17 protein-coding genes are annotated in these 19,865 nt (G+C 62.5%); 7 read left to right on the forward strand and 10 right to left on the reverse strand.

From position 1 onward, the window contains the following. The first annotated feature begins 27 nt into the window (after positions 1–27). The gene (locus tag ACO06P_RS23800) at positions 28–2,295 is read left to right on the forward strand and encodes an SLC26A/SulP transporter family protein (RefSeq protein ID WP_420347701.1); all 2,268 of its coding nucleotides are present in this window, start codon (positions 28–30) and stop codon (positions 2,293–2,295) included. 175 nt (positions 2,296–2,470) lie between these two features. Here the strand turns inward: ACO06P_RS23800 and ACO06P_RS23805 are convergent, their stop codons facing one another. From ACO06P_RS23805 to ACO06P_RS23840, 8 genes are all read right to left on the reverse strand, one after another. Then, entirely contained in the window at positions 2,471–3,823 is a 1,353-nt protein-coding gene (locus tag ACO06P_RS23805) for an HlyD family type I secretion periplasmic adaptor subunit (protein ID WP_420347702.1), read from the reverse strand. After that, a complete protein-coding gene (locus ACO06P_RS23810; protein WP_420347703.1) occupies positions 3,820–5,622 on the reverse strand; it encodes a type I secretion system permease/ATPase in 1,803 nt (600 codons plus the stop codon). The genes ACO06P_RS23805 and ACO06P_RS23810 overlap by 4 nt, the downstream gene beginning before the upstream one ends. Before the next feature lie 220 nt (positions 5,623–5,842). Further along, complete coding sequence (locus ACO06P_RS23815) at positions 5,843–6,223, reverse strand: hypothetical protein (RefSeq protein ID WP_420347704.1); 381 nt, start codon at positions 6,221–6,223, stop codon at positions 5,843–5,845. A 50-nt stretch (positions 6,224–6,273) separates the two neighbouring features. Beyond that, positions 6,274–6,633, reverse strand: a complete 360-nt coding sequence (locus ACO06P_RS23820) for a hypothetical protein (RefSeq protein WP_420347705.1) — start codon at positions 6,631–6,633, stop codon at positions 6,274–6,276. Between the two features lie 299 nt (positions 6,634–6,932). Next, entirely contained in the window at positions 6,933–8,564 is a 1,632-nt protein-coding gene (locus tag ACO06P_RS23825; protein WP_420347706.1) for a calcium-binding protein, read from the reverse strand. Positions 8,565–9,619: 1,055 nt separating this feature from the next. Next, the gene (locus ACO06P_RS23830) at positions 9,620–10,417 is read right to left on the reverse strand and encodes a LuxR C-terminal-related transcriptional regulator (RefSeq protein ID WP_420347707.1); all 798 of its coding nucleotides are present in this window, start codon (positions 10,415–10,417) and stop codon (positions 9,620–9,622) included. Between the two features lie 355 nt (positions 10,418–10,772). Then, the gene (locus ACO06P_RS23835; protein WP_420347708.1) at positions 10,773–12,071 is read right to left on the reverse strand and encodes a transporter; all 1,299 of its coding nucleotides are present in this window, start codon (positions 12,069–12,071) and stop codon (positions 10,773–10,775) included. Between the two features lie 222 nt (positions 12,072–12,293). Continuing rightward, positions 12,294–12,947 (reverse strand): C39 family peptidase, encoded by a 654-nt coding sequence (locus tag ACO06P_RS23840; protein WP_421935142.1) that lies wholly within the window; start codon positions 12,945–12,947, stop codon positions 12,294–12,296. A gap of 233 nt (positions 12,948–13,180) precedes the next feature. Here ACO06P_RS23840 and ACO06P_RS23845 point away from each other — a divergent pair, with 233 nt between their 5' ends. From ACO06P_RS23845 to ACO06P_RS23855, 3 genes are all read left to right on the forward strand, one after another. Continuing rightward, positions 13,181–13,546, forward strand: a complete 366-nt coding sequence (locus ACO06P_RS23845; RefSeq protein ID WP_420347709.1) for a transposase — start codon at positions 13,181–13,183, stop codon at positions 13,544–13,546. A gap of 447 nt (positions 13,547–13,993) precedes the next feature. Then, positions 13,994–14,917 carry a hypothetical protein gene (locus ACO06P_RS23850; RefSeq protein WP_420347710.1) on the forward strand — a complete coding sequence of 308 codons (924 nt, stop codon included), beginning with the start codon at positions 13,994–13,996 and terminating at the stop codon, positions 14,915–14,917. Between the two features lie 309 nt (positions 14,918–15,226). Then, positions 15,227–16,918, forward strand: coding sequence for a calcium-binding protein (locus ACO06P_RS23855; RefSeq protein WP_420347711.1), 1,692 nt, complete (start codon positions 15,227–15,229; stop codon positions 16,916–16,918). Between the two features lie 207 nt (positions 16,919–17,125). Here ACO06P_RS23855 and ACO06P_RS23860 read toward each other — a convergent pair whose 3' ends face one another. Continuing rightward, on the reverse strand, positions 17,126–17,461 hold the full coding sequence (locus ACO06P_RS23860; RefSeq protein ID WP_420347712.1) for an ArsR/SmtB family transcription factor: 336 nt from the start codon (positions 17,459–17,461) through the stop codon (positions 17,126–17,128). A 59-nt stretch (positions 17,462–17,520) separates the two neighbouring features. After that, positions 17,521–17,916, reverse strand: a complete 396-nt coding sequence (locus tag ACO06P_RS23865) for a transcriptional regulator (RefSeq protein WP_420347713.1) — start codon at positions 17,914–17,916, stop codon at positions 17,521–17,523. A gap of 67 nt (positions 17,917–17,983) precedes the next feature. Between ACO06P_RS23865 and ACO06P_RS23870 the strand changes: the two genes are divergently transcribed. From ACO06P_RS23870 to soxY, 3 genes are all read left to right on the forward strand, one after another. After that, positions 17,984–18,718, forward strand: coding sequence for a cytochrome c biogenesis CcdA family protein (locus ACO06P_RS23870; protein ID WP_420347714.1), 735 nt, complete (start codon positions 17,984–17,986; stop codon positions 18,716–18,718). A gap of 147 nt (positions 18,719–18,865) precedes the next feature. Further along, on the forward strand, positions 18,866–19,336 hold the full coding sequence (gene soxX / locus ACO06P_RS23875) for a sulfur oxidation c-type cytochrome SoxX (RefSeq protein ID WP_420347715.1): 471 nt from the start codon (positions 18,866–18,868) through the stop codon (positions 19,334–19,336). 59 nt (positions 19,337–19,395) lie between these two features. Further along, positions 19,396–19,842 (forward strand): thiosulfate oxidation carrier protein SoxY, encoded by a 447-nt coding sequence (soxY, locus tag ACO06P_RS23880; protein WP_420347716.1) that lies wholly within the window; start codon positions 19,396–19,398, stop codon positions 19,840–19,842. Positions 19,843–19,865 lie beyond the last annotated feature (23 nt).

Genomic DNA, 19,865 nt, shown 5'->3' on the forward strand with positions numbered 1-19,865 from the left:
GTAGTTCGGATTTCCTGGGGGTGGGGAATGGCCGGGTTGGGGCAGCAGCAGGTATCGGGCGAGGCGCCCTTAGCGCAGCCGGCGGGCCCACTGGCCGCTGTCGCAAGTCTGCGGCCGCTGCTGGCCAGCCTGACCGCCGGGGTTATCTGCGGCCTGCTGGTGGTGGTTTTCTCGATCTCTGACGCGGCGCTGCTGTTCAACGGCGTGCTCAGCGGCTACGTCGCCGTCGGCATCGGGCTCTGCCTGTTCAGCAGCGCCGTCCTGGCCGCTGTCATCGCCTTCAGCTCTTCCCATCCCGGCATGGTCGGGCTGTCCCAGGAGGTGACGGTGGTCACCCTGGCGGTCATTGCCGCCTCCATGCATGCGGCCATGGACGGTCTGCGCAGCGAGCGCGAGATGCTGGTGACCATCGTGGTGGCAATCGGCTTGGCGACGTCCTTCACCGGGCTCTGCCTGCTGGCCCTCGGGGTGTTTCGCCTGGGCCGCCTCATCCGCTTCATTCCCTACCCGGTGATCGGCGGCTTTCTGGCCGGCATGGGCTGGCTGATCGTCCAGGGAGCCTTCGGCGTTATCCTGGGCACGGTTCCGACCTTGGAAAACCTGGGCATGCTGGTCGAGCCGGCGAACATAGCAAAGTGGGCGCCGGCGACCCTCTTCGCCTGTGTCCTGGCGGCGATCGCTCGGCGAGACGGCAGCGCCCTCAGCCTGCCAGTTGCGATTGCCGCCGCTCTGGCATTGTTTCATTGCCTGGCCTGGGCGCTGGGCCTGCCACCGTCGCATCTGCAGGCCCAGGGCTGGGTGTTCGACCTGCCGATGGAGGGCAGGGTCTGGCCGCCCTTCACCGAAAACCCGCTAAGCAGTGTCGACTGGAGCGTGATCTGGGCGGAGGCGCCCAAGGTCATGGCGATGGTCGTGGTGACCGCCGCGTCGGTGCTGCTGGCGTCCAGCGGCATAGAGCTGTCGCTGCGCCGCGACATCGATCTGGATCGTGAACTGCGGGCTGCCGGGCTGGCCAACGTCTTCGCCGGTTCCGGCGGCGGCGCGGCGGGCTTTCAGGGCCTCGGCCTCTCCCTCCTGGGCCATAAGCTGGGGGGCGATTATCGACTGGTCGGCATCGTCGTCTCGGTGGTCTGCGTGGCAACGCTGCTTTTCGGGTCGGCGCTGCTGACCTATGTGCCAATTCCGCTGTTCGGCGGCCTGCTGCTCTGGATCGGCATTTCCTTGCTCTATGACTGGCTGGTCGAGGCCTTCTTCAAGATGCGCCGCCGCGAGTATCTGATCATTCTGCTGATCCTGCTGGTGATCGCTGCGGTTGGGTTCCTTGAGGGCGTTCTGGTGGGGCTGATTTCCGCGGCGGTCCTGTTTACCCTCGACTACAGCCGGGTCGAGATCGTGAAGTACGCCGCCACCGGCGACACCTTCCACAGCAGCGTCGAGCGTGGCGAAGCAGACCGCCGGGTCCTGACGTCGCAGGGCCGCCAGACCCTGATCCTGCGGCTTCAGGGCTTCGTCTTCTTTGGTACCGCCCATCGCCTGCAGAAACTGGTCCGCGCCCGCCTGCAGGACGCCGACCAGGCGAAGCTGCGCTTCCTTCTGCTGGATTGCCGCAGTCTGACGGGGCTCGACTCTTCGGCGGTTCTGAGTTTCATCAAGATCGGCCAGCTTGCCGAACGGTCAGGCGCGACGGTGGTCGCCACCAACCTGCCCGCGCGCATCGGTCATCTGCTTGCGAATGGGGGTTTCAGGCCCGGGAGCGGACTGCCGCTGCGCAGCTTCGAGGAATTCGACCGGGCCCTGGAATGGTGTGAGGAACGTCTTCTGGACGATGTGGCAGGCGCGCGGCCTCCGGCGCAGGAGGACTGCATTGAGGGGCTGCTCGACCGCGCCCTCGGCGGACCACAGGCCGCAGCGGTGATGCTTTCCTACCTCGAGCGGATGGTTTTGAGCCCCGATGCCACGCTGATGCACCAGGGCGAAGTCTCGAGCGACCTCTTCTTTGTCGAGTGCGGCCGCGTCAGCGTCCAGATCGAAACGCCGGAAGGCATTGGTGTCCGCCTGAGGACTATGGGTGCCGGCACCATTGTCGGCGAAATCGCTTTCTATCTGGACCAGTGCCGCTCCGCGTCGGTGATCTCCGATACCGACGCGGTTGTCTGGCGCCTCAGCCGCGACTCCCTGGCGCGCATGAAGGCCGAGGCCCCGGACATCGCCTCCGCCTTCCACGAGCATCTCGTGCGCCTGCTGGCGACCCGCGTGACCCAGACCACCAGCCTGATCCGGTCGCTCGCGGACTGACCCTGATCGATGTTCCGGTCATGCTGCCACAGCAAGCGAACGCCGGTCCCTGTGGTTGCGTGTCCGCGCACCAGAAATTTTCCCGGGGAAAGCTCAACGGGCTTCATTGGTTTCCGGAGACCGGATTTGGATCCACAACCTCTGCTTGGTGAGGCGGCCCCTCCTACCGTGCGCCCTAGGGTTCGCGCAGGCTGCGCTCCAGGGTCTGTTGAAGCGGCTGCAGAAGGTACTCCAGGACCGTGCGTTCCTCTGTCGTGATGAAGACCTCGGCCGGCAGGCCCGGCGTTAGCTGGATCTGGGGTGCGATCGCTTCCAGCTTCTCGCGATAGACCTCGACCTTCGCGAGGTAATAGGGCTCGCCGGAGCGTTCATCTTCCAGAGCGTCGGCGGAGACCTGTGTAACCCGGCCATCGATCCGCAGGAGGTGGCGTTGCGGGTAGGACGGGAAAACGACATAGGACGACAAGCCGCTTCGCACATCGTCAATGTCGCCGGGCGAAACACGGGCATCGATCACAAGCTTGTCTTTCGCCGGCACGATGTCGAGCACCGCTTCGCCGGGACCGATGACGCCGCCTGTCGTTTTGTATCTCAGATCGAAGACCGTGCCGTCCACCGGCGCCGGTATTTCGGTGCGTTGCAGGCGGTCGAGGCTTTCCCGGATCTGTTTCTCGACTTCGATGCGCTGTGCCCGGACGTCCGAAAGCTCAGAGGCAATCTCCTCTATCCGCTCGGTTTTGATGCTGAGTATCTCCAGCTCAGTCCCGGCAATCGCCTCTTTCGAGCGGGCAATGCTGGCAACCAGTTCGCCCTCGGTTCCCACCAGCTCGGCCTCTGCACGTTGCAGGGCGAGAAGGCGTGGTTTGCGTTCGTAGCCACGCTGCACCAGATACTCGGCGACCTTGATTTCCTCACGGATCAAATCGGCCTGCCGCCTGGTGCCGGCAAGCTGACGCCGGGCGCCGGCAATCTGCTGTTCCAGTTGGGCGCTTCGCTGCTTGAGGATCGCCCTGCGGCTTTCGTCGTTGGCTGCCCGTGTCTCGAACTGGTCGCGCTGCTGCGCGAGGACCGCCAGAACTTCCTGATCGTCCGGCCTCTGGAGAGAGAAGTGAGTAAACGCGATCACCTTGGCGCCGGAACGCTCTGCCTCGAGGCGTTGTTCCCGGGCGGCGAGTGTTCTGAGACGGCTCATCAGGGCGCCGGCTTCCGCCCTGGCGGCGACATCTTCCAGAACGACCAGCGTGTCTCCGGCATCGACCTGGTCCCCTTCCCGGACCAGGATCTGCCGAATGATTCCGCCTTCCAGGTGTTGTACGGTCTGGCGGCTTCCCTCAGGACTGACGACCCCCGGTGCAATCGCAGCGCCGGATAGCGGCGCCGTTGCGGACCATCCTCCGCCAAGGCCGAAGAACAGGACGACTGCTGCGAACCCGATCCGGAAGGTTGATCTGAGATCGCTTCTTAAGGGCGCGACCCGGCGGGGCCAGGGCGGGGCCGGGATGGCATCGATGACGGCCCGGCCGCTCACGGCCTTGCTCCGCCGTGGCCGGCGCCGGATTGACCCGGCGATGGTGCGCTTTGGCCGTGCGGGGTCGTTGCCTTTGCCACCCCCGCTGTATCCCTGCCGTCTCCCTTGCCGCCCTGAGCGACCCGAAGGGGGTTGAGCTTGGAGAAGACCTCGTCCCGCTTGCCGAAGGCCTCTATGCGGCCTTCGCGAAGCAGGAGCACCTTGCTTACGGGACCCAGAACACGCGGTTGGTGCGTAACGAGGACAACCGCTGCGCCCCAGCTCTTGGCGCGCTCGATGGCCGCAATCAGGGCCCGCTCCCCTTCGCTGTCCAGGCTTGCGTTCGGCTCGTCCAGGACGATCAGGCGCGGTCGGCCGTAGAAGGCCCGTGCCAGGGCAATGCGCTGACGCTGCCCACCGGAAAGAAACGCGCCGCCTTCGCCGATCTCCGTGTCATAACCTTCCGGCAGCCTTAGAATCTCCTCGTGTATTCCTGCAGCGACCGCAGCTTCGATCACTGCTTCGGGATCGATCCTGGGGCTCAACCTGGCAATGTTGTCCCGCACCGTGCCGGCGAACAGCTCGACGTTCTGGGGCAGGTAACCGAGGTAGCGCCCAAGCGCCTCGGTGGGCCAGTCGAAGAGATCGGCGCCGTCCAGCCGGGCGCGGCCGCGTGTCGGCTGCCATGTGCCGACGGCAACCCTGCACAAGGTGGATTTTCCAGCCGCAGAGGGGCCGACAATGCCCAACGCTTCCCCGGGCTCCACCGCGAAGGAGAGCCCTTTCAGAACCATCTCGTCACGGCCCTTCGGCACAAGGATAACGTTCTCAAAGGTGAGCTGACCGCGCGGCGCCGGCAGCTGCATGCGGGGCGGCCTAGGGGGCAGGCTGTCGAGAAGCTGCCGCAGGCGACCGTAGGCGTCGCGCGCCGCAACGAGGCCTTTCCAGGCCCCAATCGCATGTTCCACGGGCGCCAGCGCGCGGCCCAGCAGAATGGAGGCGGCAATCATGCCGCCCGGCGTCAGTTCCGCCAAGAGTACCAGATACGCACCGGCCCCCAGCACCGAAACCTGGATGAAAAGCCGGAAGAACTTGGAAAAGCCAAGCAGCGCCGCGTTCCGGTCGCTGGCCCTGAGCTGAAGGTCGAGGGCCTGGTCATGACGATCGACCCATGTCGCCAGAAAGCCCGGCAGCATACCCATGGCATGAAAGACCTCGGCATTCCGGATCGCGGCGCTGGCGCGGCGCGTATTGGAGATGGCGAGCTGGTTCGACTCTTTCAGAAGCAGGCGGGAGGCATACTCATTGACCAAGGCGGTGCAGAACAGGACGGCTGCCGCTATCAATGCAATGACGCCGAGCCAGGGATGCAGCAACCAGATCACGGCGATGAAGACCGGGACCCATGGCGCATCGAAGACGGAGTTGATCCCGTTGCCGCCGAGCACACTCCGAATGGTGGAAAGATCGCGGAGGGACTGTGCGCCGCCGGCAAGCCCGCAGGTCATACCGCGCATGCCGGCCCTGATGAAGTCCGGCGCAAGTCTTCGTTCGAACCAGCGCCCGATCCGCGCCAGTATGCGGGCGCGGACCGCCTCGAGGAGGCCCATTGTCAGCACCGCCACACCGGCGATGATCGTCAGCAAGATCAGGGTTTCGACGCGTCCGCTGGCCAGCACGCGGTCGAAGGTCTGCATCATGTAGATGGGCGACGTCAGAACCAGCAGATTGATGAAAAAGCTGAACATGCAGAGCATCGGAAGCGCCGCCCGGCACTGCCGAAGAGCGGATCGGAGGGGCAGTTCTGCTGCGTTGCCCATTCTCGTCTCACAAGCTCAGCGTCTGCTATCCCCAGCCCACCTGTTTCCGGCGCGTCGGCGTGTTCCTTGCCGCTCGCCCGGCTGTCGCGGGTCACAAACCGTCAGAAGGGAGGGGCGCCCCCTTGGTGCGCCCCTCCAGTCGGCTGACTGGGTGGTTATCCCGTCCGGCTAAGGGTCCTGGCCGCAGGGGATCCACCACCTTTGTGGACCGCCGTCGCGATCAGCCGCCACCACCGGTGCCGCCGCCGTTGTCATCCGTCGCCGCCAGGGACTCGGAGAACGCAAAGGCGCCGCTGTCGTCCACCTGGGCGAAGGTATCGGTCTCGGCCAGGGCATCCTCACCCAGCGCATCTGCAGAGGCCTCCGCAGTCGCCAAGCGACCCTCGATGTTGACCTCGGCATCGACGGTCTTGAAGACGGTAAGTTCCACATCCTTGTCGATATCGACGAACTTGAAGATGAGCGTTTCGAACTCTACGGTCCCGGCCGCCGTGACGCTGTCGAGAACCGTTTCGCTCAGGACCATCGGCTCGTCAGCGCTGGCGGTCCCCGCCAACGCAAACAGGCTCGCACCAGCAAGCAGTGCAAAAATTCTCTTCATCTTGTCTACCTCCACAGAAAAGCGAGAGAGAGTGGTGTTCCGGGGATTGGTCACTCTCCGCCGCCGTTGTCGTCGGTTGCCGCGAGGGACTCGGAGAACGCGAAAGCACCGGAGCCGTCGACCTGGGCGAAGGTGTCGGTTTCTGCCAGGGCATCCACGCCCAGCGCATCTGCCGAGGCTTCCGCCGTTGCCAGTCGGCCCTCTATGTCGACAAAGGCGTCAACGTTCTTGTCAACCTCGAGGTTCACGGTCTTGAAGATCTCGACCGTTTTCACAACGTTGGTGTTGAAGTTGACGGCGCCGGCTGCCGTGACGCTGTCAAGCGCAGTCCCGTCCAGAACCACGGGTTCATCCGCGCTTGCAACGCCCGACAGCGCGAGCAGCGATGCGCCCGCGAGAAGTGTGAGCATCCTTTTCATTACATTTCCTCCTGTATGAAGTAGCAGGTCGGTTCCCCGCGCAGGACAACCCTGATCAGAACGCCTCCCCGCGACACCATCGTCCGTCAAGCCCGCTCTCCCGCTCAATTCGAAATAAGTGTGATCCACTTTTGGTGCTCCTGATCAGGGTCTCTGATACGCCTTTAGATGTTCCTCAGGGTGTGGTCCGCTCGTGTCCATTTCGGCAGCAGCCGGCGCCGCAAAGGCGCCGATCGCCCCAGTGGATGTCACGGCAGCCGTGATCTTCGGCATGCGGCGCGATCCGTCCGTCAGGCCAGCGGGGCGGGATCCGCGAAGGTGAAGATGCTGTCATTCAGGCCCGCCGGATCCACGTCCACCAGGATGGTGGTGAAGAACTCCAGGCCTGGGTCTGCGTCGACATCCCAGGCAATCAGGAAGTCCTCCTGCATGGGATCGCCCAGCGATGAGCCAAGGGAGATGATCCTTTCCATGCCGGGTTGGACCCCAAGAGCGCTCACATCCAGCTTGTCGAGACCGCCTTCCTCGAAACCCTGTACGATGTCGGTCGTTTCAAGGGAGAATGAGACGTCGACCAGGAGATCAGTGTAGACGAGGGTGTCTGCGGCGCCGTCGTTCTCCAGGTCGATGTTGTCGCCACCAGCCCCGCCGGTTACCGTGTCGCTTCCCCCACCCGGATTGATGAAGTCGGCGCCGGCACCGGTGTTGATGTCGTCGTTGCCGCTGGAGAAGAAAGAGGTGAACACGATGTCGGGACCATCCAGGGTTCGCACGGTATCGTTGCCCCCGCCGCCAATCACATAGTTTTCCCCACCCCCGAGGTCGATGAGGTCATCGCCGAACGCGTTACCGGTCAGGCCAATGATCCTGAAGCCCGAAATCGGATCGAAGTCTTCCACCACGACCACGACATCGGACAGAACCAGGTCGTCTCCTTGGTCGCTCGCCGATGCCGTCGATCTGATGTTGTCGTTGCCGCCCTGGTCGAGGACGTAGTTGTGGGCTTCGAAGGCTTGTCCCGTGTTCAACAGGCCAAAAGTCTCGGAGTCCGCGCTGTCGAGAACGCCGTTGAAGTTGGAGTCCTCACCGAGATCCAACACGCCGTTGCCGTTGGCGTCCTCGTCCTTGAAGCCGCCGCGCACCTCGACAAAGTCGTCTCCCGTGCCGACGACAAACTCATCGTAGTTGTCGCCGCCGCGCACGGTGTTATTGCCGTCGCCGGCGTCAATAAAGTTTCGTCCGTCAAAGGCGTTGATGTTGTCGTTGCCGTCGCCGGTATTGACGATGTCGGTGCCGACAAAGGGGTTGGCGAAGCTGGTGGTCGCCAGAAGCGTGATTGTGTTGTTGCCGCCAAGGTCGGTGATGGTGTTGTTGCCGCCGGTGTCCGTTACCCGGTCGTTCCCGGTGCCAAGATAGATGCGGTCGTCACCGTCGCCGGTCTGAACCCTGTTGTTGCCTTCCAGGTCGATGATCGTGTCGTCGCCGCCGCGGCCGAAAACCCGGTCGTTGCCACCGAACTCGGTATCGATGCCGAAGAACCCGGTGAAAGCCGCGACAAAGCCGAGGGCGTCAAGCGACGTGTCCCAGAGGCCGGGGTTGATGGAGATGCCGTTAATGACGGTGTTCTCAAAGCCCTTCTCGATGGCAACGAGTGTCGGCACCAGGTCTGCCTGGTCGACGGTCTGGGGAATGCCCAGTGCATTCAGAATGAACGCCGCGGCCGCAGGCGAGTTGGGAAGCCCAAAGGCGAGGGGAATACCGAACCCGTTGATGAGAGGGACCAGGTCAACTTGAACCTGGGTAAAGCCTTCCTGCCTGAATCCGATGACGTCGTCAGCGCCGCTTCCGCGCAGGAAGTCGCCGCGGGTAGTGTAGGGCTCCGACGCGCTGGTGGATGATCGCGAACTGCTGAACCTTGCCATTTCCTGTTCCTCCCCGGGCTTTCCGGCCGCCGACCCCCGACACCCTTAACCGGCGCCCTTTAGGGCGTGTTCTTAAGGAAGCGCGGTGTCGCAAGCGGCGGCAGGGCTGCCTTGCCGGCGACCTGCCAAGCCATGATCCGCGAAGTCAAAGACGGGATTGCGCCCCGACAGGCAGCTGCTTACCGCTTTGCCCCGCATCGCCATTCCGCCTTCCCGTCTGCAGAGGCCGCGATCCGTTTGCCGCTACATGCGAACCATGGTTCGCTGGATCTGGTTTAGGCTGTCTCTTGGTGTGTCTCTTAGGCAGGTCTATGCATGACACGTAATGCAGGAGACCGAGAAGCTGTTCGATGGGTGTACGCCCATAGGCGGCATAGCCTTCGGTCGCCATGCCTCGATGGCTGGGCCTGCATGTCTGGCTTAGACGCTTCCGGTATTGCGAGAACCGGACCCGAGCGCTGACCGGACCCGAGCGCTGCAGGGAGCAGAGGGCCTGCGTGCGTCAGCGGCTTGTCGCGTGGCTTGTGGCCTGTGAAGAGGCGCCTGTGCGGGATCCGTTTCCGGTCGAGACCGTCACATCAACTGAAGCTTTGCCGCCCTTTGCCCGGGCCATTGCGGAAGAGGTCCGCCCCTGGCGACAGACTATGACCTGCTCTTCGACATCACCGTTGGCCCGGTGTCTTTGCGCGGAGGTCCCGGTGACCACCGGGGAGCTCGGCTTTGAAGACGGGCCGTGAAGGGCACTGGAGCAGTCCCGCGCTGCTTCGGCTGAGCTTGGCGACGCAGCCATGAGCGCGACAACGGTGATTGCGCTCATCGCCGCGCAGGCTTTGATCAGGTTCTTGGATACAAACACGGTTCTCGTTCTCGCCTGCTGAGAAGGCTCTCCTCGCGCCTGCGGGCGATGCGCATCGGTGAAGGGAAAGCCCTCGTTCTACCCGACTCAAGCATGGCGGATCCCGGTCACCGTACGAACCCCTCCTTTGGGAGGGTATCCGTCGTGTCTCATCGCAGAGCCGCTCACGGCAAGGGAGTGAGCGCCGGCGAGCCGCTCTCTAGGCCTTGGAGGATCCAACAAGCTTCATCGCATAGAGAGCGGCCTGCGTCCGGTTTGTCGCCTTGAGCTTCTTCATAATCTGTCGGATGTGCACCTTTACGGTGCTTTCCTGCATGTTCAGCTCATAGGCTATGACTTTATTCGGATCGCCTCGGCAAAGGTGCGCCAAGACCTGCTGCTGGCGGGGCGTGAAACTGGGCGCGTTGCCCTCTGCCGGATTGTCATGATCGCCCTGGTCCTCGTTGGCATGAAGCTCGCCCGGAGCCGTGGAGAGCTGGGTGAGGGCATCGACGAGCGCTCCGGCAGGCAGGAAGATGCCGCCGGCGCGCACGAGGCGCAGGGCTTCCTTGACGACGGTCGCTGTAAGCGTTGTAGGAATATAGCCGTTGATCCCTTGCCGTGCGGCCTGGGTGACCTGGCTTCCGTTGGTTCGGTCGCCCAGAATGATGATTGGGCAGTCGCGAAAGTTGTGCCTCAGGACGCGTATGTCGTCACGCACCGGTTTGTCGCTGATCGACCGCGAAGCGATGTTCAGAACGACCAGTTTGACGTCTTCGGCCATATCGCTGCGGAGGTCGAGCAGGTCCTCAGGCCCCGATAGAGGCAGGACGACGTAGTCCCTCGTTGCCGCACGAAAGAGCTGTGAGAACGATTCTCGTGTGAGGGGGCGCGGATCCAGGAGTGCCAGGACCGGCCGATGGTTCGGTTCGGGTTTGTGAACCTCCGCGATTGTCGGAATTGCCGCGACCTTCCCGTCGCCGGACCGCTCTTCACCCATCGCTCTGGAGATCATCATGGTTGCCCCCCTGAGGTCTGGCCTCTTACTCGGATCCCGACAAGCAGATGCCGTGCAGTTTAGCTATTGCGAGGAACAGTACTCTCTAAAGTTATGACATTATCACTGCGATTGCATTTTTGTGACAGTCGGATGGCCGCCCAAAGGATTGCCACAGGAAGATCACAGCGAACTCTTTCTCAATCCTCGGTTTGTGTCGCAGCTGCGAAGGCCTTGGCTGATGCCTTTTCCTGCAGTGCAGTTCCGGGTAGCGGTCCAAGACGGCTCTCTCTTCTGTGGCAGCACCAGGGACGGGGGCTATACGATCCCGCGATCGGCCTTCCCGGGCGGATACGGCAGCGCCCGGATCAGCGGATTACCAGAGAGTGAGCCGCACCGGCAGAGATAGAAAGACCGTATAATCGGGCGAGTCGTCCGTAAGTCCTGCCCCGGCCGAGAAATTCAGCAGTGTTCCCCGTGCCAGGATACTTGAGATCCCCAAACTGAGGATCGCCTGATTTTCATCGGTTCCATCGATCGTGTTGCCGTTGAACTCGAGATCGTCCCGGTAAGAGGCACTGAAGCTGACGCGAAGCGATGTTTCCGGGCTTGCGGCGAGGATCGCGGCTGCACCTACTCCGAAACGATCACCCGGCTGAACATCATCGTTTTCGAAAGCGTGCTCGTAGCTGAGCCGCGCGACGAAGGCGAAGGGATCTTGGCGCTTGATCGCGCTGAGGGACCCGATGATTTCGTGGAAGCCGGAGTTCAGTGAAACCCCGTTGTCGGAGTCCTTTCCTGTATCGCTGTCCCAGGTTACGCGGCCTACGACATCCGGAAACCAGCCGTTCTCCCGCAAAAGGGTGGTCGCCACGCCTAAGCGAAGATCGCCGATACCGTTGCCGCTGTTGTCCGAGCTTGTTTGCGACGAGAGATCCTGGTTTTCCTGCCTGCGGACAAACTTGTATGGCAGGCTGATCTCGACTTGCGAGTCGTACGGCAGCCCGGCGCGCAGATTGAGGCCGGTCGATATCACGTCGCGTTCGACGCGGCGGTTGGTGGCAATCAAGCTGCCGCCTGAGTCGATCAGCACATTCGCCGGCAGGTCGCTGGTGTCGTCGAATTCATAGCTGACGAAGGGTTCGATGTCGGCCTTGCCAACCGGCAACAGCAAGTCGCCGGTCAGAACCAATGTGCGCTCAAGCGCACGCTCGGCCGCCTCGGGATCGACGGCGACCTCGCCGGGGGCTGGCGGCGAAGCTTCTCTCCCCGTCGGCGCTGTTTCCGGCCCGCTGCCCGGCAACTCCGTGGCCGCTTCTTGCGAGGCCGCCACGTCGGTCGACCTGGCTCGCGTCGTGGCGCCGGGTTCGATCCCCGGGGGGCCATCTGCGGCCAAACGGGGCAGCGATCTGACCAGCCTCTCAAGCTGCTCAACGCGGCTTTCCAGCGCACGCACGGCAGCATCCTTCTCGTTCAGCCGCTGTTCAAGGTCATACACCAGTGCGTGCCGTTCCTCCAGGCGCCGGTGCAGCTCCTCAACCATCCAGTCCGGCCGTGAAGGGGTCTCATCCTTCGGCTCGAGTGCAGCCAGCTTCACGGCTGCAAACCGTTCCGGCAGAGGAAGCCGAAAACCAGGGTCTTCCGGCAGGGTCTCCGGCACCGCAAGGGTTGCCACGGTCGCTGTCCGTAAAGTCGGGTCCGCCGAAACGCAGCCCGTCGGTGCGAAGGAGAGTGCGACAGCGGAAAGCAGACCGCTTGAAACAGGGCCCTGGCACAAACGGAGCAATGTACCCGAACCAGCGGGTTTGGACACAAGGCTTGCGTTTTCTTGCGTGCTTGCCATCGGCCTTCTCCCCTCTCCACGGCGCGTGACCCATAAAGGCCGGCGCAGCGGCCGTTACCGAAGCGTCAGGAATTCTTCAGGTCTTGGTGCAAGATCATTCGGCTCCGCAGGCCCATCCTTGCGGGCAACGACAAAGCCCACCTTGCCGATCGATCCGCCGTAGTCGATCCATGAGCGCTCGAACTTCCCGGCAAGCATCGTGCGGTTGCCGTATGCAGGATCGGCGAGCAGCACCCGGTTTCCCATCCGCCCGCGAAAAACGACGAAGTGCTTGTATCCGTTGCTCGTGATCGGAACCATGATTGGGGCCCTTTCGACAAGATCCTCCAGTTCCATCTGGCCGAAGCCAATTCCCCGATACCCACGGGCATCGACGTAGCGCTTCAGGTCGAACAGCGAGAACCCGTGTCGCAAACGCAGCAGGCTTGGGTTCTCGACGTAGCGCTTCTGCGCAATCAGGCCGAGTGCGACCTCTTTCTCCCCAACCATGTCTCTGTGTTGATAGTTAAGCAGCGTCGTCAACGCTGCGGCTCCACAACTAAGATCCCAGCTTTGGACCACCACAGCTTTCTGACGTGTCTCCAGCAACGACCTGACAAAGCCGCGCTCAGCCGCGTCGACGTAGGAGGTGAGGAAGTGGAGCGTCGCCACGGAAAGCACCAAGCCAAGCACCGCGCTTTTGGACGATAGGAGGAAGGTCAGCACCATGTTCTTGGCCCTTATCCCTGTGCGTAGTCCGGCAGTAATCGCGGAACGTGTATGAAGTGATGCTAATGGATGCAAGCAGTACGCGCATAGCTCACCAAAGAGCGTAGGAAGCGGCCTTCCGCCAAAAGGCGTAACTTCAGCAGGTCGCTGAAGTGGTAAGGAGCGAGGTGAACCAAAGAGGTTGATCGGCCAGCGCGCGCCTTCCGGTATTCTCACCGGACAAGGAGCTTGATATGGGCAAGGACGTGTCAGGGGGAGGCGCCGCCGGGGAGGTCAGCCGCCGGACCCGGAAGAAGTACGCGGCAGAGGAGAAGGTTCGTGTCGTGTTGGAGGGCTTGCGGCGCGAGGTCAGCATCTCGAAGCTGTGCCAAAGGGAAGGCATTCCCACCAATCTTTACTACCGCTGGAGCAAGGAGTTTCTGGAAGCGGGCAAGCTGCGCCTCAGAGGCAGTCCGCCCCGTGAAGCAGCCGCGCGGGAAGTCGCAGAGCTGCGTCGTGAGAACGAGCAGTTGAAGCAACTGGCTGCAGAACTGATGCTGAAGAACCGTATCCTGAAAAGGAGCCTTACCGGCTCCACCTTCGAGGAACCTGAGCCCTGAACCAAGGCTCCCGGAAGCCCGGAAGAAGGCCGCAGCCGGTTCTGAGGCCTGTGCATCTTCCAGGATGCGACACCGGGATGACCAGGGATCCGTTGAGACAGCTCCCACCTCGATGTCGTTAGCCTGCCACAGCAGGCTAAGAGAGATGTATGCCCGGGTCGGCAAAGAGCGCCTGTTCATCCGCTCACAGGGGGCTCTTCTCTGCTGTGCTCTCGGGCGACCGGCGCTTGTTGCAAGCGAAGCAAAGCCGTGCCTTCGCCCGTGCCTTAGCCCCGGTGGCCAATCCTCAGCCAATCAAAGGGAGATACGCCTATCGTGCGAATTGAAGCATTTGCTAATGCCATGTCACGATCACGGAAGGTTTTCAATGACAACAGGCTAACAGCCCTTGTCGCACAGCGATGGCGTCGATACTGATCGCGCCCGCCCTTCCGTGGGGAGACAGACATGGGACAGGTAAACTTCAACACAGACATTGACAAGAATGTCGAGATTACGAAGAGCGTCTTCCTTGACGTCTTCAAGGACGTCGATGCCGATGTCGATATCGACGGCCGCTTGGCAACCGCTGAAGCTTCTGCGGACGCCCTGGGCGACGACGCCCTCGCCGAGACCGACACCTTCGCCCAGGTGGATGACTCAGGGGCTTTCGCCTTCTCCGAGTCCTTGGCGGCGGTGAGCGGCGATCCGGACCCGATCGACCTGAACATAGCCTTCGTCATCGACGCGACCGGAAGCACGGACGAGGAGTGGCTGAACAGCGCCACCGGGTTCGAGGGCTTTGACAGCGAGCAGAACCCGGACCCGAACGATCCGCCGAACGACCCGACGCCGCCGATGGGCAGCAGCCCGCCGGACGAGGGAGACGTGATCGACGCGGAGATCGCGGCCTACAAGAGCTTGACCCAGGAGATTCTGGACGACATTGCGGCTTCAGGAAAAGACGTGAACCTGACCATCCAGCTGATCAAGTTCCACGACGACGGCGGTGTTTCATCGCAGAGCTTTGACCCGCTCACCAACGGGACCACGGCACTGTTTGACGCCTTGGAGGATACCGGGTCCAGCGGCACGACCAACTACGGTCCTGCTCTTGAGGAAGCGGGGAATTTCTTCGGGACGCCGGCGCCGGGAAGCATCAATCAGCTTTACTTCCTTGGTGACAACGACAGCACGTTACTCGTCAATGATCCACCGGTGGCGGATGCGCTGATGGCCCTGCACGACGACGTCGATCGGCATGTCTGGCTGGTGGAGAATGAGTTCAGCGATGTCACGAACGACGAGTTCCAGGACATCGACAACACCGGAGGCGTCGACACTCTGGTGATGGTCTCCGATCTCGACTTCGACGAGTCTCTGCTCGCCTAGCGACTTCGCCCGGTCCTTTGCGGGAAGGTTTCCAACGGACACCGGCCCGCAGGGCGTCCGGGCCGCGCCGTTCATCTGCAGGGCGGTGCCTGCGCTGCGTCCGGGGCTTGGTCGGAGACCGGCGTGTTGCGGCCTCCTCCGGGAGGGTCGCATGAAAGGTCGCATGAAAGGTTGATCACCTGCTCGACCCCGCTGCGGCCGGGACGATGCAGCTTTGAGCCGGAGGGCCGGCTTCCCGCGCCTTCCGCCGGCGGCGTCACTGCGGGCCGAGGCCTTGAAGGCAGGTAGCTTTCCCACAGGGGGAATGACATGTCTTCCGCTACATACTTCTTGCCGCCGGTTTCCAGCGATCCCCACAGTCCTACCTTCGCGAATGCCTTTGGCTTTAGCGATCTCTTTAGCTTCAGTCACACGCCATCGGACCTTTTGGTCGCGACCGATGCTGTGACCCTCGCTAATCAGGGCGTGGCTCTCGTGACCGCGGAGGCGACGGCCTCTGGGTTCAGCGATGGCGGCCTCTTCGCGGATCTTCTGACCACAACCGATACTTCAGGAATAATCATCGACGGCGCAAGCGAGGTGAAAGCCGAAGGCTATGCCGAGGTCGTTGCTTCCTTCACCGTCGCGGAGGGCGAAACCTTCACCTTCGACTTCGATGTCTTCTCTGACATGGCGTCGAAGGAAATCGAGAACCCCGACCGCGAGTACAGCGAAGCGGTTATCGCCACCGGCTTTATCGTTCTCGAAACGTCGGATCCGTCCCAACCTGAGCTCCTGGGCTATTTCGGAAGCCTTGGAACACTGGTGTCCTCTGAGATGATCGGTGACCTCGAAGTAGACCATCATGTAGCTGGAGACCAGGGCCACATTGAGTTCATCCAGGATACCGACATCGATATCGATCAGGACAACCAGATCGATTACGTCTCCGGCGCTTCCGCAGGATTCTATGAGCAGTCTTTCGAGGCGGACAGCCAGATCACCATTATTCAGTTCAACAGCAATCTCGTTGAGATCAAGGCGGATGTGCTGATTGATCGGCTGGGGCGCGACGTCACCTATGGAACGATTTGGGATGACACGCTGAGCGGAGGCGGCAAGGTCTACGCCAGTTTGGGAAACGACAAGGTCTACGGCAGGCGCAGTGATGACATCCTCGAAGGCGGCCATGGCAACGACACGCTCAAGGGGTTTGGCGGCGACGACAGCATTCATGGCGGAATGGGTGAGGATTTGGTCATCGGCGGGCGCGGTGACGACGTTTTGATCGGTGGCGCCGATGACGACCGTCTGCTGGGGCATCGGGGGCACGACAGACTCGAAGGCGGCGACGGGGAGGACACGCTATCGGGTGGCAGTGGCAGGGACACACTGGATGGCGGTGATGGCAATGACAGGCTTAGCGGACGTTCCGGCAACGATTCGCTGAAGGGAGGGGAGGGCGATGACGAACTTGATGGCGGCCGTGGCCGCGATCATCTCGACGGCGGCGGCGGTGCGGACACCCTGACCGGCGGAAGCGGCAACGATACGCTTCAGGGCGGCGGCGGCGACGACCTGCTCATTGCCGGCCATAGCTTCAAGTGGCTGAACTTCTTTGATCTTCTGGGCCGCAATCCCGGCGATCTGCTTGTCGGCGGCGAAGGCAATGACACTCTGCAAGGGGGCTTTGGCGGCGACACGATCATTGGCGGTCTCGGCGACGACGAGATGCGCGGCAGCTGGGGGGCCGACGAGTTCGTGTTCGTCAAGGGTGAGAGTCTCGTTCTTTCGGAGGCAGACGTCATAAGCGACTTTACCCCAGGCAGGGATGTGATCGTGTTTGAGGGCTGGGGTCTCCACGACGAGGAGGACTGGCTTTCAGGAATGACCGCATCCGGCGATGCCTTCGATACCGCCGACGGAGTCCGCTTCTTGTTTGAGGAGGGGGCCAGCCTTTCTCTCTTGGGGCCGGATTTGAGCCTTTCCGATCTCCGCGGTTCCGATTTCGAGTTCATTTGAAGAACGCACTGCGGCAGGTCGCCGCAGAGTTTTCATCCAGGCTCGGCTGAAGAGCGGCCTGACGCTGTGCCCTTGCGGCAGCCTCGAACCCCTGGCTGCCGGGGTTTGGCCGGACTTGGCCGGGGAAGGGCCCGAAGACCAGCAGCCGACCCGCTGAAGGCTGGCCGGCTATGTCCAAGGTCGGCAAGCCTCGGCCGATCGCCGGCCCTAGTCGCTCCGCGGCTTGCAGAACATGTTGTAGAGCAGCGTTACAAGCTCGCGCGCTTCTTCGCTGGCCAGCGAGTAGTAGATCGTCTTGCCGTCGCGGCGGGTGGAAACCAGCCTATCGGCTCTCAGGCGCGCCAGCTGCTGGGAAACACTGGGTTGCCGCAGTTCGAGCAGGATCTCCAGGTCGCGGACCGATTTCTCGCCGTCCACCAGCATGCAGAGGATCAAGAGGCGGTTTTCGTGGGCGATGGCCTTCAGAAAGTCGCTCGCATAGCGGGCGTTGGCCATCATGTCCTCCATGGGCCCGGCATCTGGGAGATTCTTGGCAACCGCCATCGCTGCACTCTTGTCTGTGGAATCACGACAATCTGCCTCTGAAATAGCGCTGCCGACCTTTACTGTCCACTCCCGCCTGCCGCCTGCGGTGCGGCAATTGGTTCCAGTCTCCCGATCAGTTCGCCCAGAAGGCCCCAGAAGAAGTCCTCGCCCGGATACCCCAGAATGCGGCCGATCTCCCGGCCGTTGTCGATCAGCACGAAGGTCGGCGTGTAGTGAACCGGCTCGAGTTCCGGGAGGTCGGCAGGCCAGGGCGCGTGCAGGTCGACACGCCGCAGCGGCGCCCGTTTGCCCTCCGTCGTCTTTGGGTAGATGGCGGCAATGTCCCGGTTCCAGGCCGCGCACCAGGGACACCCCGCTTCTTCGAACATGATCAACTCGGCTGCCGCGCCTGAAGCCGGCAGAGCCAGCGCCGCCAACCAGATCGCCACGCCGAAGAAGATGCCGCGCATCATTTTCTAGCCCTGCCCATGGTTTTACATATATCATAAATCGAATATGAATGCCAGGAGAGAGGGCTAGATGGGGTTTGATGTCAGCCTGGGCGGTGCATTCATCGCAGGGCTGCTGTCCTTTTTGTCGCCCTGTGTACTGCCGCTTGTGCCGCCCTATCTTTGCTTCGTCGGCGGCATGACCATGGAGGAGATGGCCGGGCGTGGGCAGGCTGCGGCGGGAGGGCGCGTCTTCACGGCGGCGCTGGCCTTCGTTCTGGGTTTCATGACCGTCTTTGTCGCGCTCGGGGCCAGCGCCAGTACGCTTGGCCAGGTGGTTGCCGGTCACCTCACGCTGCTCAGCTACCTGGCCGGCGCCCTGATCATCGTCATGGGGCTGCATTTTCTGGGCGTGATCCGCATTCCCTTTCTCTACCGCGAAGCCAGGTTTCATCCGGCCGCCCGCCCGGCAGGGCTGCTGGGCGCCTATGTCGTCGGACTTGCCTTTGCCTTCGGTTGGACGCCCTGCGTGGGGCCGGTGCTGGCGACCATACTGTTCATTGCCGGCAGCGAAGACACGGCAGCACGCGGGGCTGGGCTGTTGACGGCCTATGGTCTTGGCATTGGGGTTCCCTTCTTGCTCGCCGCGCTTTTCGCCGGGCCTTTCATGCGCTTTGCGGCCCGCTTCCGGCGCCACCTCGGCAAGATCGAGAAGGCCATGGGCGGGTTGCTGGTGGCGACGGGGCTGCTGTTCATCACCGGATCGATGAGCACACTCTCCTATTGGCTTCTTGAAGCCTTTCCAGGCCTTGGAACCATTGGATAACAGAGGGTTAGAGAATTCGTATTCACATATTGCAATATGTCTTGATTTGATTGCGGCGACTCTCCATTATCGATGGAAGGGACACGGCGCCGCCAAGAAAGCAACCAAAGCAAAGGCGCCGATCAAGCCACGCGAAAGCGGGAGGAAATGGTGGTCCGTAAATCTGCAGCCGGAGTCTGTCTGGCGTTTTCACTCGGCTGTCTGACCGCGGGAGCGGTCGCTGCGACCGTCGAGCCACAGGACGTGGTCTTCGTCGAAGCCGCCGTAGAGGCCTCGCTCAGCGGTTCGCCCGGTAACCCGGCGGAAGGCGCGAAGTGGTTCAAGAACCGCAAGCTGGGGAACTGCCTGGCCTGTCACGGCAACAGGGACCTCGCCAGCGAACCTTTCCACGGTGACATCGGACCACCCCTTGACGGTGTTGCTGACCGCTACTCCGAAGGGGAACTGCGGGCCATTATCGTCAATGCCAAGCAGGTGTTCGGGCCTGAGACCATCATGCCCGGGTTCTACCGGCTGATAGAGGGACAGCGAGTCCACAAGGACTTCCAGGGCAAGCCGGTGCTCTCGGCCCAGCAGGTCGAAGACGTGATCGCCTACCTGAAGACGCTGAAGGAGTAGTGCGCTCCGGCCGTGGCCGAAGGCCCGTGGGTGCCCCGAGACTGAAAGGAGAGACCACAATGGAGATGACGCGCCGTAACGCCCTGGCGTTCGGAGCCGGACTGGCGGCCATCGCGATCGCGCCCCTGCCGGTGCTGGCGGCCGATTTGGCGATGGACGATGTGAAGAGCTTCACCGGCGGGAAAGAAGTTGCCGAGAGCGGCCGCATCAGCCTGTCGATGCCGGAAATCGCGGAGAACGGCAACACCGTTCCGCTGTCGGTTGCCATCGACAGCCCGATGACCGACGACGATTACGTCAAGCGGGTCCTGATCGTCGCCGATGCCAACCCTCGCCCCGGTGTGGCGACCTTTCATTTCTCGCCGAAGAGCGGCGTTGCCGAGGCCTCGACCCGCATGCGCCTTGCCAGGACGCAGAACGTGATCGCCGTCGCGGAGATGTCGGACGGTTCGTTCCACATGGCAAAGGCTATCGTCAAAGTGACGATCGGCGGCTGCGGCGGCTGATCAGCAAGATAGGAGAATCCGTC

It is taken from the genome of Pelagibius sp. (assembly GCF_965227505.1).
GTDB lineage: Bacteria > Pseudomonadota > Alphaproteobacteria > Kiloniellales > Kiloniellaceae > Pelagibius.

Bases quoted from the DNA above. Each gene is read 5' to 3' on its own strand.
- ACO06P_RS23810 (WP_420347703.1), bottom strand. From the start codon at position 5,622: ATGGGCAACGCAGCAGAACTGCCCCTCCGATCCGCTCTTCGGCAGTGC.
- ACO06P_RS23865 (WP_420347713.1), bottom strand. From the start codon at position 17,916: ATGATGCGCGGCATCTTCTTCGGCGTGGCGATCTGGTTGGCGGCGCTG.
- ACO06P_RS23845 (WP_420347709.1), top strand. From the start codon at position 13,181: ATGGGCAAGGACGTGTCAGGGGGAGGCGCCGCCGGGGAGGTCAGCCGC.
- ACO06P_RS23830 (WP_420347707.1), bottom strand. From the start codon at position 10,417: ATGATGATCTCCAGAGCGATGGGTGAAGAGCGGTCCGGCGACGGGAAG.
- ACO06P_RS23825 (WP_420347706.1), bottom strand. From the start codon at position 8,564: ATGGCAAGGTTCAGCAGTTCGCGATCATCCACCAGCGCGTCGGAGCCC.
- ACO06P_RS23840 (WP_421935142.1), bottom strand. From the start codon at position 12,947: ATGGTGCTGACCTTCCTCCTATCGTCCAAAAGCGCGGTGCTTGGCTTG.
- soxX (WP_420347715.1), top strand. From the start codon at position 18,866: ATGGTGGTCCGTAAATCTGCAGCCGGAGTCTGTCTGGCGTTTTCACTC.
- ACO06P_RS23860 (WP_420347712.1), bottom strand. From the start codon at position 17,461: ATGGCGGTTGCCAAGAATCTCCCAGATGCCGGGCCCATGGAGGACATG.
- ACO06P_RS23855 (WP_420347711.1), top strand. From the start codon at position 15,227: ATGTCTTCCGCTACATACTTCTTGCCGCCGGTTTCCAGCGATCCCCAC.
- ACO06P_RS23870 (WP_420347714.1), top strand. From the start codon at position 17,984: ATGGGGTTTGATGTCAGCCTGGGCGGTGCATTCATCGCAGGGCTGCTG.
- ACO06P_RS23800 (WP_420347701.1), top strand. From the start codon at position 28: ATGGCCGGGTTGGGGCAGCAGCAGGTATCGGGCGAGGCGCCCTTAGCG.
- ACO06P_RS23820 (WP_420347705.1), bottom strand. From the start codon at position 6,633: ATGCTCACACTTCTCGCGGGCGCATCGCTGCTCGCGCTGTCGGGCGTT.
- soxY (WP_420347716.1), top strand. From the start codon at position 19,396: ATGGAGATGACGCGCCGTAACGCCCTGGCGTTCGGAGCCGGACTGGCG.
- ACO06P_RS23850 (WP_420347710.1), top strand. From the start codon at position 13,994: ATGGGACAGGTAAACTTCAACACAGACATTGACAAGAATGTCGAGATT.
- ACO06P_RS23815 (WP_420347704.1), bottom strand. From the start codon at position 6,223: ATGAAGAGAATTTTTGCACTGCTTGCTGGTGCGAGCCTGTTTGCGTTG.